Origin of the sequence: Desulfosarcina variabilis str. Montpellier (assembly GCF_048565275.1) — a bacterium.
Classification (GTDB): Bacteria; Desulfobacterota; Desulfobacteria; order Desulfobacterales; family Desulfosarcinaceae; genus Desulfosarcina; species Desulfosarcina variabilis.
The window spans coordinates 2,087,811-2,104,148 of record NZ_CP159846.1 but is presented as its reverse complement, the minus strand read 5'-3'; the positions used below and the strand labels follow the sequence as shown (position 1 = coordinate 2,104,148).

General features: G+C 52.1%; 14 protein-coding genes. 5 read left to right on the top strand and 9 right to left on the bottom strand.

All coding sequences use genetic code 11. The annotated features are described in order from the left end of the window. Positions 1-485: 485 nt before the first annotated feature. The 5 genes from Dvar_RS09415 to Dvar_RS09395 form a co-directional block, all read right to left on the bottom strand. A complete protein-coding gene (locus tag Dvar_RS09415) occupies positions 486-872 on the bottom strand; it encodes a cupin domain-containing protein (RefSeq protein WP_419661430.1) in 387 nt (128 codons plus the stop codon). A 226-nt stretch (positions 873-1,098) separates the two neighbouring features. Then, positions 1,099-1,443 carry an Mth938-like domain-containing protein gene (locus Dvar_RS09410; RefSeq protein WP_419661429.1) on the bottom strand — a complete coding sequence of 115 codons (345 nt, stop codon included), beginning with the start codon at positions 1,441-1,443 and terminating at the stop codon, positions 1,099-1,101. Between the two features lie 120 nt (positions 1,444-1,563). Continuing rightward, the gene (locus tag Dvar_RS09405; RefSeq protein WP_419661428.1) at positions 1,564-3,870 is read right to left on the bottom strand and encodes an ATP-binding protein; all 2,307 of its coding nucleotides are present in this window, start codon (positions 3,868-3,870) and stop codon (positions 1,564-1,566) included. Between the two features lie 182 nt (positions 3,871-4,052). Next, positions 4,053-7,412 carry a PAS domain S-box protein gene (locus Dvar_RS09400; protein ID WP_419661427.1) on the bottom strand — a complete coding sequence of 1,120 codons (3,360 nt, stop codon included), beginning with the start codon at positions 7,410-7,412 and terminating at the stop codon, positions 4,053-4,055. Positions 7,413-7,416: 4 nt separating this feature from the next. After that, the gene (locus Dvar_RS09395) at positions 7,417-8,604 is read right to left on the bottom strand and encodes an ABC transporter substrate-binding protein (protein WP_419661426.1); all 1,188 of its coding nucleotides are present in this window, start codon (positions 8,602-8,604) and stop codon (positions 7,417-7,419) included. A gap of 409 nt (positions 8,605-9,013) precedes the next feature. On the opposite strand from Dvar_RS09395, the gene Dvar_RS09390 reads away from it, so the two are divergent. Both Dvar_RS09390 and Dvar_RS09385 read left to right on the top strand, forming a co-directional pair. Further along, a complete protein-coding gene (locus tag Dvar_RS09390) occupies positions 9,014-9,481 on the top strand; it encodes a pyridoxamine 5'-phosphate oxidase family protein (protein WP_419661425.1) in 468 nt (155 codons plus the stop codon). A gap of 231 nt (positions 9,482-9,712) precedes the next feature. After that, the gene (locus Dvar_RS09385) at positions 9,713-10,231 is read left to right on the top strand and encodes an HNH endonuclease (RefSeq protein WP_419661424.1); all 519 of its coding nucleotides are present in this window, start codon (positions 9,713-9,715) and stop codon (positions 10,229-10,231) included. A gap of 5 nt (positions 10,232-10,236) precedes the next feature. Here the strand turns inward: Dvar_RS09385 and Dvar_RS09380 are convergent, their stop codons facing one another. Beyond that, entirely contained in the window at positions 10,237-10,800 is a 564-nt protein-coding gene (locus Dvar_RS09380; RefSeq protein ID WP_419661423.1) for a DUF309 domain-containing protein, read from the bottom strand. 287 nt (positions 10,801-11,087) lie between these two features. On the opposite strand from Dvar_RS09380, the gene Dvar_RS09375 reads away from it, so the two are divergent. The 3 genes from Dvar_RS09375 (at position 11,088) to Dvar_RS09365 (ending at position 13,029) form a co-directional block, all read left to right on the top strand. Continuing rightward, entirely contained in the window at positions 11,088-11,240 is a 153-nt protein-coding gene (locus Dvar_RS09375) for a hypothetical protein (RefSeq protein WP_419661422.1), read from the top strand. After that, entirely contained in the window at positions 11,237-12,319 is a 1,083-nt protein-coding gene (gene rho / locus Dvar_RS09370; protein WP_419661421.1) for a transcription termination factor Rho, read from the top strand. Before Dvar_RS09375 ends, rho begins: the two co-directional genes overlap by 4 nt. Positions 12,320-12,474: 155 nt before the next feature. Beyond that, complete coding sequence (locus Dvar_RS09365) at positions 12,475-13,029, top strand: hypothetical protein (RefSeq protein WP_419661420.1); 555 nt, start codon at positions 12,475-12,477, stop codon at positions 13,027-13,029. 57 nt (positions 13,030-13,086) lie between these two features. Here Dvar_RS09365 and Dvar_RS09360 read toward each other — a convergent pair whose 3' ends face one another. The 3 genes from Dvar_RS09360 to Dvar_RS09350 form a co-directional block, all read right to left on the bottom strand. Further along, positions 13,087-13,620, bottom strand: coding sequence for a nitroreductase family protein (locus tag Dvar_RS09360; RefSeq protein WP_419661419.1), 534 nt, complete (start codon positions 13,618-13,620; stop codon positions 13,087-13,089). 11 nt (positions 13,621-13,631) lie between these two features. Further along, positions 13,632-14,123, bottom strand: coding sequence for a YchJ family protein (locus Dvar_RS09355; protein ID WP_419661418.1), 492 nt, complete (start codon positions 14,121-14,123; stop codon positions 13,632-13,634). Positions 14,124-14,273: 150 nt separating this feature from the next. Continuing rightward, on the bottom strand, positions 14,274-15,776 hold the full coding sequence (locus Dvar_RS09350; RefSeq protein ID WP_419661417.1) for a CDP-alcohol phosphatidyltransferase family protein: 1,503 nt from the start codon (positions 15,774-15,776) through the stop codon (positions 14,274-14,276). Positions 15,777-16,338 lie beyond the last annotated feature (562 nt).

The window sequence follows — 16,338 nt, the reverse complement described above, 5'->3', positions numbered from 1 at the left end:
CAGTTGCATGTGAACTCTAAATTGAAACGGTGAGTCATCTCGCCCATGCCTGTTCTTTCATCTTCGATCGCCAACCGCAAAGAAAAACAAAGGCAGGGCCACCCGTATGCGTCACCTCGACCATGTCCCCGGTATCATTGTATCAAATGCAACGAAGATCATCTACCCACGATAGAAAATCATCTCCGCGCGGCCAGGTCGTCCAGACGGTTTTCCACTTCCAAAACTGTAAAACATTGATTTCTGAAAATACGGTCGGAGGTTTCTTATAAAAAGATAAGTACTTTTCTTTTCGATAGGGCGATGCATGTCGATGGATCGAACAAAGATGGATGGGGCAATACGATTCAACGAACTGCGCATTGCGATACAAACGGTGATGACACCGAATGACCAATGGCGTGGGATGCGGCCGGCTCCGAAGCCATCATGTTCCAGAGCCGGCCTTTTTCTTGAAGCAGGAAGGGCTGGGTTTGCAAAGCCACCTATGCATTTAGCTTACGGTTGATATGATCGAACACCGCCGTGTGTTCGTGTTGCGGGCTGAACAGGACAAACTCGGCATCCTGGTTGACTCGCACCGTGTGGCCTGGCGGCCAGTAGAACAGATCACCGGAATGCACATCTTCGGTTTGGCCGTTGGTGTAAGTGACCGTGACCGCCCCCTGGATCAGATAGCCCCAATGGGGGGCCTGACACAAATCATTTTCAAGCCCTTGGAGCAACGGGGTAATATCGGTACCGGCATCCATCTTGAAATGCTCGGCGCCAATAACATTATATGCGCTTGCATCTCCGAATTCTGTCATCTGACGTGCAACCGCACCGGGCGCATTAACCTTTATGGGAACATCGCTAACTTGTATATGCATGGTCTATGTCCTCCTATTGTCCATTGATTGAGCACACAACCGACGCTTTACCATTCACGTGTTTCCCGCTGTCGCTGATCGCTGATTTCGATTGGCCTGTTGTGGATTAGCGCCAATGGAAGGGTTGTTCAGGTTTTTCGGATCAAATTTTCCGACGAGGACTATTTTATACCACAATGTGGCACTTGTGACAACCTATTTATGTTTCGATGTTCTGCCATGGGGATCAGCACGTCAGATGAAAACAAGCCCCCACGTTGACCCCCGCCTCGATCTTCCGATTGTATATCTTGGCCGCCCGGGTATTGGTTTCGGCGATCAGCGCGATGCCCCGTGCATCGAGAAACGCTTGCAAATCGGAGTCCGGTCGCATGCGGCCGCTGGTACCGGTGCCGGCGACAATGACCTCGGGTGACGTATCGGCCAGGGACCGAATGTCATCCACCGCCAGAACGTGACCGCGCTTGCGCCACCAGTTGTCCTGAACACGGCCATCAGGGAAGATGATCAGGTCGGAATGAAAGGTCCGGCCGTCGATGGTCATTGATCCAAAAGCAGTCGATTGGATCATAATAGCTGCCTTTCCAGTTTGATGATGGGCATGATTTCTCCCAATCCTTTTTTTGCAACAGTGGGGTTTTGTTTCAGCCCCATTATGCGATGTATCGGTATAATCGAAAACAGTCTGTCTTCAAGCGGCGGCCTTACGCGATTTGGGCAAACGGATCACAAAGCGGGTGCCGCCGGTATCGACAGCGTGGGCATCCATTTCCCCGCCATGGTTTTCGGTAATGATGAAGTAGGAGACGGACAACCCCAAGCCCGTGCCCTGGCCCACCGGCTTGGTGGTGAAAAAAGGTTCGAAAATGCGGCGACGGGTGGCATCATTCATTCCCGGACCGTTGTCCTCGATCTCCACCGTTATCCAGTCCCCTTCACCGTTGACTCGCAGCGTAAACATTGCCGGCCGCGTCTCACTGGCCATGGCCTCCGCACCGTTTTTGAGAATATTGAGAAACACCTGCTGAAGCTTGCTCGATTCGCAAGGTATAATGGGCACCGATCGGTCGTATTCGCGAACAATGCGGATCTGTTTGAAATCGTATCGCTTCTTCATGTCGTAATCGGTCTGCGCCAGTTCAAGGGTCTGGTCCAGCAATGTGCATAAATCATGGCTGGAAATCATGCGATCGCTTTTATGCGCAAAGCTGAGCATATTCTTGACGATGGTGGCTGCGCGTTTGCCCGAAACACGAATATTCTCCAGCATGACCGCCAGGTTGCGCTTTTCCGAATACGCTTGAATGATCGCCAGGCTGGTCCCTGCCGCTTGGGCGGCCTTGTGATTGGCCGGTAAGTCACCCAACAGGCGATTTTCCAAGACGGCCATATTCTGCAAAATGCCGGCCAACGGATTGTTGATCTCGTGAGCCATCCCCGCGGCCAGTCCGCCCACCGAGAGCATCTTCTCGCTCTGGATCATCATCTCCTCCAGGCGCACCCGTTCGGTCACGTCGTCCACGCGGATCACCGCCCCCTCGACCCCATCGGCCATCAGGGGATAGATGGTGATGTCTTCAAAACGTGTTTCGTCTTTATCTTTCCGAGGCACTTTTAGATCGCGGATTACCCGCCGGTCTCGGATTGAGGTCCAGATGCGGTTCATCTGATTCTTCAGACAGGGAAACACCTCGGCCAAGGGCTGGGATTGGACAGCTTCGAAACTCAGCCCGGTCAAGCGCTTGGCCCGGCGGTTCCACTGGGTCACCCGGCCTTCCCGATCCACCCCCACCAGCACCGACGGCATGGAATCAATGAAGTTGGCAACAAGGCTTTGCGCTTTTTTAAGGTCCGCATAGGAAGTGGAAAGGTCCGCCGCCATGGTATTCAATGCGTCTTCGATAAGGTGCCATTCATCGCTGCGATTCAGATTGATTCGTGCATCAAGGTTGCCGCGACGAAACGCCTTGATCCCATTACAAATATCGTCCATGGGTTTTTTGATAATGCTCTTGAAAAAAAATGTGGTCAGCAAAATCAAGGCCGCAATAAGCGCCATGGAAATGGCCATCAGTGAGGCTTCAGCAACCCGCAAGGTCCCCAGGACCTTGGTATTGGCCGCGTTGACGGCATGAACGACATCTTTGTCGAGCTTTTGCATGATACCGGTTGACTGGAATTTGGCATTTTCAACGGCCAGTATGCAATTCTTCAGTTCGACCGTTACCGCATTCAAGGCCAAAAGCGCAGCTTTATAGGTCTGAAGATTGCTGATGATTTCACGGCCCATGTTCGCGATCTGCGGGTCACTGGCCATCAGAGTACGCAAACGAAGATTCAGTTCATCAATAGCGGCAAGCAGTGGATCACGATCCATCTCAAGCGTTGTGTAATACGTCTCCGGCCATCTTTGCGCATGCAGTTTACCGATCTCGAGCAGGCTCTGTCGGTATCCAACAGCCAATATTGAAAGCTGCTTCAAGATACTGGTATCGTCACCGACAAGTGCCGCGTCGATCAGCTTATCGGCAATGACTTCCTCAAGACCATCGATTGCAGATACCAGATGTCGATCAGCAGCACTCAACCGACGCAACGCGCGGTTGACCGCCTGGCACTGCTCAAGCAAAAATTCCAGCCGCTGGGCAAACAACCGTAGCGATGCGTCCATATCACCGCCGTTGGTGCGGCGGACCACCCCCCGGGGCACCTCGAGTAACCGCTGGCCTTCACTTTTCAGATGTGCCTCGTCTTCGAAAAAAGTGCTTAGCAAAAGATTGATATCGGCAGCAATCGATGACAGCTCCCGTTCCATCAGTGCGTTTGTGATGACGTTTTGCATGTCGCCAGCGAGCACACCGCCCAGCACGTTTTCAATGCGTTGGAAAGAGATGAGCACAGTCAAGACAATCATTATAAAAACGGTAATGATAAGGGCGATAATCGCCAGCAGTTTGGTGCGGATGCGTACATTGGAGAGTTTGAATGGTCGCCGCATGTCAGATTTTCCGGTTATTAGATTATTCACGAATCGCTAGCGCCTACGGCTCGGTCTCAACCAATACGGTATCTTTTAACAAAATCGGTTTGGGTTTGATTCCCATTTTCCTCATCACGGTCGCATTGATATACCGTTTACCGTACTTGTTGAGAGAATTAACATGCAGCCGTCGACGGTCATCAAGCGCCTCGGCCGGCTTTGGGCAGGCGGATGACAAACCGGGTACCGCCGCCTTCGACAGCCTGGGCATCCATCTCGCCCCCATGGTTTTCGGTGATGATGAAATAGGAGACGGACAATCCCAAGCCGGTGCCTTTGCCCACCGGCTTGGTGGTAAAAAAGGGTTCGAAAATGCGCCGGCGGATATCCTTGGTCATTCCTGGCCCGTTATCTTCGATCTCCACTTGCACCCATTGAGCCTCATTTTTAACGCGCAGGATAAACCGCGGTGATCGCTTGTCGTCTCGATCTTCCGCCATGGCCTCGGCCCCGTTTTTAAGGATATTGAAAAGTACTTGCTGAAGCTTGCTCGACTCGCAGGGCACAACCGGCACCGATGGATCATATTCACGAACGATTTCGATTTGTTTGAAGTCGTAGTGTTTCTTCATATCGTAATCGGTTTGCGAAAGTTCGAGGGTCTGATCCAAAAGCACGGCAAGGTTGTGGCTGGAGATGGCGCGGTCGCTTTTGCGGGCAAAGCTGAGCATATTTTTGACAATGGTGGCCGCGCGTTTGCCCGAGTCACGAATATTGTCCAACATGGTCAGAAGGTTGCGCTGTTGCATATACGTCTGGATCGCCACCAGGGTCGTTCCGGCCGCTTCAGCCGCTTGGTGGTTGGCCGGCAAATCACCGGTGAGGCGGTTTTGTAATACAGCGGTATTTTGCAGGATGCCTGCCAGGGGATTATTAATCTCGTGGGCCATGCCTGCGGCCAGGCCACCCACGGAGAGTATTTTCTCACTCTGGATCATCATTTCCTCCAGACGCACCCGTTCGGTCACATCATCGACGCGGATCACCGCCCCCTCCATGCCATCGCCCACCACCGGGAAGATGGTCACATCTTCAAAACGACGTGTTCCTTCCACTAGGCTGGCAATCTTGGCCAACCGGATGACCCGTTGATTTGAAATGGCATCATCGATACGTTTCACTTTTTGCATCAATTGAGGATAAACCTCTCGCAATGGCTTGGCAACGGCATTTTCATGAGTAATTCCCGTAGCCGTTTGCGCCTGTTTATTCCATTGGGTGACCCGCAAGCGGGCATCGACCCCAACCAGGACCGACGGCATGGAGTCATTGATATTGGACAGGTAGTTGCGCAGCTGTTGAACCTGTTCCAAGGCCTTTTTGCGTACAGTAATGTCCAGGAACATGGCCCGGATGCTGGTCACCCGGCCGTCGCTGTCATAGTCCGGTAGCGTACGCAACAGCGAATGAACAATTTTATTGTCACGGGTCAGCAGCTCACGCTCGACCGATTGCTGACCACCAGACAACGCCGCTTTATACCCGGTGTCGAGCATTTTTTTCTTGGAATCGTCAGTGTAATAACGGGATATGGGCGTTCCCACGACCTCATCACGGTCATAGCCAAGCGTTTCCAAAAACATGTTGTTGACATTTTGGATATACAGATCATCCGCGCTTACATCGGTGACCACATACATCATGGGCGCCTCGTCGAACAGACTCCGGTAGCGCTGCTCGCTCTCTTCCAGGTCGCGTTGCCACTTTATGCGTTCGGTAATATCCTCTTCAAAGGCAACAATAAACTCCTGATCCTCGTATTGGGTGAGATTTATCCGGATTTGGACCGGAAAAATCTCACCATTTTTTCGCCGATGGCGGGTTTCGACCATGTGCGTTTGTATGGTGCGCAGCCTGTCTATCAATTCAGTGTACCGCTGGGGAGAATAATCCGGATCAATATCGAAAATCGTGAGTTTCAATAGCGCTTCTCGTGTATAGCCGAGATTGCGGCAAGCCTTTTCATTGACGTCCAATATCTGTCCGTCATAGCCGATGCGATAAATTCCGATGGAGGCTTTGTCGAAGCAAAACTGCGTAACCCGTAAGGAACTCTCCATTTTTTTACGGTCGGTGATGTCCAGCAACACCCCGTAAAAGTCAATGACGTCTCCCGCCGCATAGGGGATGGCGTTGCTGGCAAACCAGATCGTCTCCCCACTGGGTTTGATAAATCGGCCTTCATAGACCCAGGGTTTGGCCTGGTCCACGGCCTCTCGGATTGTCCGCACATAATCGTCTTTGTCGTCATCGGGAATATGATTGTAAAATTCCTCAAAGATGGTTTGCGGGTCCGGCGCCAAACCGAAAATCTCTATCGCGTTCTCACTGATAAATTTATTCGTATACACATGATCACGGGTCACACTCAACTGGTAAACCGCCCCGGGAACATTGGCCACCACCCCTTTGATCCGTTTTTCACTGGCCACCAGCTGTGCTTCTCGCTGGCTGATGGTCTGGGCCATGGCCTTGAGATTCTCACCCAGGACCTCAAATTCAGTGGTTTTGGAGGGCAATAAATGCACCTCGTACTCTCCCCGGGAAATGGCCTGCGCCTTTTGGGTGTAGAATCGAAACAGACGGGAAAGACGACCGGCCCGATTCAAGGCCAGGGTCAGGGCGATGCCCATGGCAAGGACCAACCCAACGGCAGTCAGGGTAAAGGCGTCACGCAGGGGCTGCAAGGCGACAAGGTAGGACTGCGCCACCAACACGGACCAATCCAATGGTTCAATGGTCGCCATTGCCCCCACCAGGGTCCGACCGTCGATTTGGAAGGTGATGAGCCGTTGTGTTGCATCCGCTTGGTTTATGGGAAGCGTGGCCGGGTTAAAAAGCTGCCCCTCACGCGAGCGCTTCGAGTCGGCCACAATGCGCCCCTGCCGATCCATGACCAATGCAAACAGCCCCTCTTCGCCCGGCAGGTGTCTGACAAATTCGGAGAGCTTGGTCAATGTGATTTCCCCGACGATGACCTCGCCGGCCAAGGGAACCGTCAATGCAACAGCCATCTGGCTGCTGACCGTGGAGAGAAAAGTCTGCGACCAGACGGCGCGCTTGTCTTTTTGTGTACTGAACAAGAAATCGCGGCCGGACAGATCGATTCCCATGAGATCGGAACGTTCGGGGCGCCGGGCATGGGCCAGGCCGACATTGGAAATGCGCCGTTGATCAAGGGTAGCGGTAAAAATGGTCTCAAAAAAATAGCCTTGTCCGCAATTCGCATCCAAAAGCGCCGTCAATTGTTTTGGCGGGAAAGGCCCTTCGGCCATGACATAATCGGCCAAGGCGGTCAACTGGTTCTCCCCCCCCTTGAGGTGGGCCAGCACTTGTCCGGCAATCGTAAGGGCCAGGGCTTTGTTACGAGCATTGATATTGGCACGCATCTGAGGCAAGATGAACAGCCATGCGAGAATGATGATTATCACCACCGGCAGGGCAGCCATCATGGCGAATTGTATCGACAGATAGCGACGGAGTGGAATCGATCGTTTCATGGGATCATTCCAAAACAACGAATTGTTGATTCTTGACCACACTGATGGAAGCATTGGATCGCTTCACATCACCGAATGCATCAAAGCTGAACCGCTCTTGCAGCCCATTGAAATGTCGCAATGCAAGAATCGTCGTTTTCAGGTTCTCGTCTTTTTTTTGTGCTTTTAGCGCAGTCAGGATAACCTGAATCGCATCGTAGGAAAACACCCCGGGAAATCCCGGTTCCCGTTGATATCGCTCAACATAGGCCTTTCGAAAGGCCAGGTAGGCCGGAGCCGTGCTGGCGCGGTTGAACACCTGGATCACGGTAACCCCTTCCACGGCATTGCCCCCAAGCTCTAAGAGACGTTCGGTGGCGCCCCAATCGGCCAAGGTGATTCGAATATCGGTGGTTAATTTACGAATCTGTTGGCAAAGCAGTGCCGAATCCATGGAGTTGGCAATGATCAGTACCCCGTCCGGTGCTGTGGCCAACAGTTCGCGGGCGATATCAAAAAACGTCCGGCCCTGTTTTTTTTCAAATCCGATGGCAGCAACAATCAAGCCGCCGTTGGCTTTGAAAGTGGTGCTGAAGTCTTCCAACCAGCTTTTACTATAGGATTGATTGGCCAGATCATACGCGGCGGCGACCCGCCGCAGGTTCGCGGTTGTGGCATGGTACATGGCGCTTCTTGTGGCGTATTCACGGGTGGTTGCCGACACGCGAAGGAAAAAATCATCCTGTCCGGAAAGCACCTGGGTGGTTACCGTAGGACTCACATTGGGAATGCGGGCTTGATTCAAAACCGGCATCACGGCAAGCGCCATATCACTGGTCATGGGGCCAACAATGGCCACCACCCCCTCGTCTACAAGCTCGCGGACGGCTTTTCTGGCAATATCCGGATTCTGTTGATCATCCTTGATAAAAAGCTGAATGGGTCTTCCCTGAATACCGCCATTTTGATTGCACTGTTCCACGGCAAGTTGAACGGCATCACGACCAGAGGCACCGAGATCGGCCACCCGTCCGGTCGTACCGGCGATAAAGCCAATCCGGATGGGACCGGACGGGTTGCAGGACCAAATACATAAGGCAGCCCAAAGCACCCATATCATCCGACGGCAACGGGTGTTGCGATTGCGGCTGTTCATCATATATTCCCATTTGTTTTCAATAGTTGATTCAACTGGCGGTATCAAACCAATCATGGTCTTTGCCGCATGCAGTGCTTGCCGAACACGACATGCCTGTCAGTGAGCACCATTGGTTTGGAAAGCGATCAGGCGATGCAACGATGAGCAAGTTGGAACTGTGGGCACAAAGGAGGTCATGAATCGATCAGAGCAGATGCATCCAGGGCGTCATATCGCAGTATGCTGTCATTGGATCAAAAAATTATAATTTTTGCCTGACATATGGCAAGCATCGCATTTTTATTAGCTTAGATTAGATTAGATTACAACCAGGAGCAAGCCGTTTGCCAGGGTAACCGCTTTTGATTGCAATTCGTAAAAAAAAAAGCTATTCGATAAAGTCAGCCGCCAAACAGCGGGGATGATCTTCCGGCAACACCTTACAATCGTTTTGAACGGCTTTGCCAGGAAAAGGACTGCTCAGATGACCCGACCGCTTCGACGTAAAGACCGCCGAATGGACGATTCGGCAGCCATGGCATTGTTGCAACGTGGCGAATACGGCATATTGTCAACCACCAACGGCAACGACCAGCCCTATGGCATCCCGGTCCACTATGCGGTCATGGATGAAACGATTTTCTTTCACTGTGCGACAGAAGGTCAAAAAATAGACAACATTACCGCCAACAGCCAGGTCTCCTTATGTGTGGTCGGCAAAGCCCATGTAATTCCCGAAAAATTCGCCACCCGCTATGAAAGTGTAATTGTATCCGGCAATGCGACCATCGTCGATGATCCGGTGCTGAGAAAGAATGCCCTGCGTGCCCTGATCGTCAAGTACGCCCCGGACCATATTGATGCCGGTGAGGCTTACATGGATAAATTGTTCGATCAAACAGCGATCATCCGGATCGCCATTGACCATCTGTCCGGCAAGGCCAGGAAATAGCTGGGACAGGTCGTCATTTATCCATTGCCATCCGTATTTTTCAAAAAAGCGATCGATTCAATCGATTGTAAGTCAGATAGACTGATCGCTTCCGATTCTCTTTTTCGTTTTTAGCCATTTATTCGGCCGAAAATGAGGCTTTAATCAATCGCTAATAGATCAATGGTACGCCCATTTCTCGACGCATTGCATCGCCGTTCCGAAAAAACGTTAACAAAAGGAAGCCACGCCATGCACAAGGGCTGCATTCTGCTAAATGGTGATTACACCGTACTTGGGCTGATCGACTGGAAAAAAGCCATGGGCCTTTTGGTTGCCGAAAAGATCAAGGTCTTGAAATATTCCAAACGCAAGATTCGCAGTGTGGGCCGAACATTTCTCATGCCGGCAGTGGCCGTCTTGGTTAAAGTGGTGAGAATTGTTTATCGGCATCATGTCCCTTTTTCACGCCGCAACGTATTGATACGGGATCAATTTACCTGCGTCTATTGCGGTTCACGCGAGCCCCCCATAACCGTTGACCACGTTTTTCCTCGCTCGCTGGGCGGCAAATCCAATTTTGACAACTGTGTGGCCTGTTGCCGGGCATGTAACACCAAAAAAGGCGCCCATCTGCCCAGGGAAGCCGGGATGGCACTTCGTCATCAACCCTGGCAACCCACCATTTCCGAGTTCATGCGTATCCGCTTGCGTCAGTCCGGTGTGCTCGGGCTGCTTGCCGAACTGGGCCTATCGGCTGACAGTAGGTGAAGGGATTATCCTTCTGGTGACGTTTTGGCAGTGCCGGAAAGCTTGGGCGGCACCGGGTCAAGCGTTTTCAGTTTATCCAGCAAACGCTGTGGATCAGCATACAACGCCAAACGGTCCTTGAACCGCGACAGACCGTCGATGGCTTTGACAGAGATGCGCTCGGCAGCGGTAAGGTTTCCTTGCTCCAAATGCACATACGTTCCCGCAAAGCGAATCAGGGCCTGTAGAAGTCGTTTATCGTCACCCCCGGCAGCCAGCCAATACGGTTCCAGATACTCATGGGTTTCGAAAAACAGCCGCCGGTCCCATATCACCAGGGCAACGTCCAGTGGATCGGAAACGGCGTTGGCGTCCAGTTCCGCCAGCACGGCATCGTAAGCGGCTATCCGATGCTCGATATAGTCGCTGACACAGGCGGGCAGGGTTTCATTCATGAAGGCATGGGCTACATGATCCACCGGATCCAGATCCTTTTCTTCAATCGCCAATTTGAAAGCCTCGCACAGCGTATTGCGCACATTACGACACAATCGATCATTAAACGGATCAAAACGTTCAATGGGGTCCATTTTTTCGTTATCGTCTCCTGTAATTAATGTTAAAAGCATAGGGAAAAGGTTGTCAGATGCACTTGACTGTTCTATTATCATACCAACGCTTAAGGAAAAACCAATTACGCAGCCGCGATTTTCTGCTTTCGTTCATCGCCAGCGTCAATAGAACCATAGCCCCGCCGGTTTGACTTCAATTGCAAGGGTACGACTATTTTAAGCAGCACCCCCGATCCGGCCCAACCATTGCGGCCAGAACGCAATAACTTGCTTCTCTATAAAAGAAAGGACAATCACCAGTAACAATGGTTATCATTCTGCGCGACTCAACATCGTTAAAAAAAACAACGCCATCGATCAGCATCGACGACATCACCACCCCTGGCGGGTTATGGTTCGACACGCCGACCGCCAATAAAAATCACCAACCCAAACAAAAACCGGGAGGATCCCTGTGAAACCGGTAAGCGGACACCTCGAGATACTGGACAAGGGTTTTGGTTTTCTGCGAAACATCGACAATAATTATCAAGCCGGCTCCATCGACACATTTGTCCCGGCGTTCATCATTTCCAAATTCGGGTTACGGGAAGGCGCGTTTGTGGAAGGCCGCGGAGAACCGGGCAATCCGGGCAACCAGAACCTGAAGCTGGCGGCCGTGGACCAGATCAATGGTGTCAGTTTGCAGCAATACGCCCAAACAGAAACCATGCATGCCATGACCAGCATCAACCCGAATCAGCGCCTGCGCATGAGTCAAGGGCCAAAAGATCTGACGGGTCGGGCACTGGACCTGATCGTACCCATGGGCCGTGGGCAGCGGGGATTGATTATCTCACCACCAAAATCAGGCAAGACGACGTTGCTGCGTCATATGGCCAACTCAGTAACCATCAATGACCCGGAAATGGACGTTTTCGTCCTGCTGGTCAATGAGCGCCCTGAAGAGGTGACCGACTTCAAACGCGGGTTGAAAGACGCCCATGTACTCTATTCTTCGTCGGATCAAAGTATTGGCCAGCATATGCGCATGACCCGCCTGGCCGTGCATACCGCCATGCGATGTGCCGAAACCGGTCGGGATACCGTTGTTTTTATCGACTCCCTGACCCGTATGGCGCGGGCGTTCAATGCTGAAACAGAAAGCTACGGCCGTACCCTATCAGGTGGTCTCGGGGCCAATGCCATGGAAATTCCGCGAAAAATTTTCGGTGCGGCACGGAATATCGAGTATGGCGGTTCATTGACCATTATCGCCACGATCCTGGTCAACACCGGCAGTCGCATGGACGATATCATCTATCAGGAGTTCAAGGGAACCGGCAATATGGATCTGGTTCTCAACCGCGAATGTGCCGAGCACCGAATTTTCCCAGCCATTGACATCCGTCAGAGCGGTACCCGCAAGGAGGAATTGCTGCTGGACAAGGATGAACTCAAAACAGTGGTGGAAATCCGCCGTACCCTGTCACAAAAAGATACGACCGACGCCATGGCCGATCTGTTGGAATATTTGGATCGCAGACGTCGAAACTAACCATCGGTTAAAAATTTGTTAGATGTTAAAATTAACATCCCGTTGGTGGTTGCTTTTTTCGTTTCCACCCTTATTGTCTTTCCCGCACTCTGCCAACCAGTGGCAGGGTGCGATTTTTTTTACCCAACGTCAACCGACTTAAAAAGGAGAACTCAATGACTGAACGTTCCCAAATCACCCTTTACAGTGGCGGCCACAAAGGGACTGAATCCGAATTCGGACGACTGGCCGAGACCTGGGGCATCAGGGAGGTCAATTTTTCATTTGAAGGCCACACCATCGAACGCACCCAAGGCGTAAGCATCCTGTCCCCCGAAGAACTGGACAAAGGCAATGTGAGCATGGAAATCGTATCGGCACGCATGGGCCGCAAGTTTGCCCAGGCTGAAAAAATCCGCAAGGTGATCCAGACGATTTTTCACATGGTCAACAACGGTTATCATGTGCTTGCCGTGGGCTGGATTCAACCGGATGACACGGTCAAGGGTGGAACCGGATGGGGGGTCGAGCTGGCAAAGCTGTTCAACCGGCCGGTGCACGTCTATGACCAGGATCGAAAAGCCTGGTTCACCTGGCAGAATAACGCCTGGGTGGAGGAATACCCGGTTCTGGAAAAAAACACATTTGTGGGAACCGGCACCCGCAATCTGTCCGCGGACGGTCGCCAAGCGATTCGGGACCTGTTTGAAAACGCCTTCGGTCCTGCTTGACCCCCCATGTATTGAAGATGCTGTTCACGGCTTGCCGGCAATCCGGCAACCGTCTGTTCAACCACTGTTGCCGTAGCGATTGAGGCTGACCTTTTCCTCTTGGAGGGAATCACGCGAATGGGGTTTGGGGTGCTGGGCCGGGTAACCGATACCGATGATTGCCGACACCTCCACCCCCGGCGGCAAGCCTAATAGTTCGGCAGCGTATTCGCTGGCGGTTTGGGTGTCATCGAAATTACGTTTGCGCAACTGAACCCAGCAGCTGCCCAGACCTAAATCGGCGGCGGTAAGATGGACGATGATCGCGGCGATGGAAACGTCCTCGACCCACACATCCGACTTGCTGGGGTGACCGCAAACAGCAATGGCCAGAGGCGCCTTGGCCAGAAATGATGCACCGTGAGGTTTTGCTTTGGACAGGCCGGCAATGATTTCCGGTTTGTCCACGACGACAAATTCCCACGGATTGAAACCGCGTGAGGACGGTGAACGCAGTGCCGCTTCAACGAGGATATCCACTTTTTCCTGCTCGACGGGGCGTTGCTCGAACTTGCGAATGCTCCGACGCGATCGTAATAAATCGATAAACATAGGCAATTCCCCTATTTCCCACAACATTTCTTGTATTTCTTGCCACTGCCGCAGCTACACGGGTCGTTGCGGCCTATTTTGGGTCCTTTACGAACCACCTGGGCAACCTGCGGGGCCTGGCCGTCCTTAAAGTACCAGCGTCCATCCTCACGGACAAACTCGGCGACTTCATGATGATCAAAGGCTTTACCGTTTTTGCGATACCGAGCCACGAATTCAACCGTTCCCTGATCGTCATCCACGCCGCCACGGTCGACGTTTCGGATCTGAAGGCTTTGCCAATCCAACCGTTTTGACCAGGCAGCGGTGCCTTTGCGATCATCTTCCTCACGGCTGTCAGGGTGGGTGGTCTCGAAAATATAATCAAAGGCTTTGGTCGCATGGGCGGTATAGCGAGACCGCATCAGTGCTTCGGCCGTTTCAGCGGCGCGTTCACCGTCGATCAATGGCTTGCAACACTCGGCAAACGCGATCGCACTTCCGCAAGGGCATTGTTCCGTCATGGTTTTCTCCAGGTAGTTAATGGTATGATTTCAAGGGCGGGAAATCTTAAGTTCCACTCCTTTTCATTCTGGCAACCGCCTATACGGGGTATGGGCCGATTCTGTCAAGCAAAACCAAACGCAAACATTGGCCGATCGATGGGTCATCTTTCATACCGGCTCATGGTTTTCGGCAACGGTTTTACGATGGCTCTCCCGGGCGGCGTCTTCCGGGTGAATACGCCAGGTAAACAAGGGGGACAGCAGATAAAGAATCATGTAACCCAGGCAGATTTGGCCAAAAATCGGTGTAAACATGCTGACACAAAGCAAAATCAGGTTAACGCGCCCAAACCAGGGGTGCCTGCTCATGGTTCGTCCCAGATGAATGTAATGAATCGGATAAAGATTCATCACCACCCCGGCAAACACCATCGTGACGATTGCAAACATCCCCCAGAAATCAATTCGCTGGGAGGAAAGCGCCAGTGCATGATCAAAAATGACCAACGGCGACATCACCAGCATGGCGGCTGCCGGCGAGGGCAATCCTTTGAAAAAGCCGGGAATGGGTGTTTTATCCAAGGTGAAATAGACCAAGCGTCCCACCCCCATCAACGCGTAAAACAGAGCTATCCAACCGATGGGCAAGTGGGCGAAGCGGTCGTCTCCAAACCGGCTCAAAATAATGTAAAAAATCCAGGCGGGGACCATGCAGAAGCTGATCGCATCCGCCAGGTCGTCCATAATACTACCCATGTTGATTTTTTTTCGAGGCGCTTCATCGGGCAGCGGTTCGGTCAGGCCCAATCTGCGGGCCAGCGCACCATCCAGTTTGTCAAAGGTCGCCGCACCGATCATCATCAAATAGGATTCACGCATCCGCCCCTGGTAAGCAAAAAAAACAGCAATAAGCCCCATCAACGCGTTCATTACCGTCAAGGCATTGGGGAATACCGATAAAATTTTGCGCCGCAGCAACTGATCCCCGAAACATAACTCATCCAGGCATGCTGTTCCGTATTTTCGACAATAACCGGCGATCGATCCCAGGTTGATAATAAAAAACAGGATCTCCACGAAAAGCAGGATCCGCAAAGGGACGTTACCCAGGTAGGAAATCCGGAAATAGATCCATGACTCAGGCCCTTCAGGAATATAAAACGCATAAGCATAGAGCAAGGCACTGACCGGTGCAGCCACGATGGTACGCATGCGGTTGTATTCGCTGCTCTCGGGTTCCCCCCCCTGGCGGATGGCAAAGCCACGCATGAAAGCGGCAAAGCTGTCCCGAACCAGAACCGTAACGCAAAGCACCAGGACAAAAATGGCATTGAGCAGTTGGCCGCGTGTGGGATCGGTTTCCGAAACCAGCAGGCGCCACATCATGCCGGCGGAAATTACCGGGAAAATAATCGAGTAGACCAGCTTGTCCATCAGCCGGTCGGCAAGCGGTGCAAGCGGTGCATTGGGCCGGAACCGGGCTGAAAACCAGCCATCCATCAAATCGAAAATCATGGCGACAATCAAAAAGGAAACGCCGACGGTATAAACGACGGGGTTTTTCCCCCACATCACGGCGATCGCGCAGATCATGCCGCCGAAAACCAGGGCTGGGCGACTATAAACAAGAATGGCGGCCAGCCTGGCTGGCAGTTGAATTTTATTGGTCATGAAAATGATGCCTGTTGGCGTTTGACGTGATAGTCGGATTCATTACTTGATTAACCCTCGTATCATAAAAAGAATGGTCAATCGAGTCAAGATGCGGGTGGGCAATATACAGGGTGACCGCATTTGGAATTTCTTTTCTATTTTTTTCTGAATGCACGGATTTGCCCGCTGTTTATGAGGCTGAAAATGCCGGTTTAAGAAACCCAAGCTGAGCTGTCAGCTTTCAGCAATCAGCCGTTAGCCCTGTTTTTTTGAAGACATGGTGATACCCGGTTGAAGCCCATTCACGGCATTGTCGTTATCACGGCCACCGTAGGGGCACCCCCCAGTGGTTGCCCTTTCCCCCTCCCATTGATTTTGTTAGCCGATCCACACAACAAGATGATGGCCCGGCTTCAAAACCAGGGCAGGCACAGGGGCCTGCCCCTACGACCCGATCGACCATATATTTTTAATTATTTCTATACTTTATAATCATACAATTTTTTAGCCTATTTCTACTATCATGTGATTCGGCATGGATTATTATAAGTGCGGTTACCCTGGGGCGGTATAGACAAGG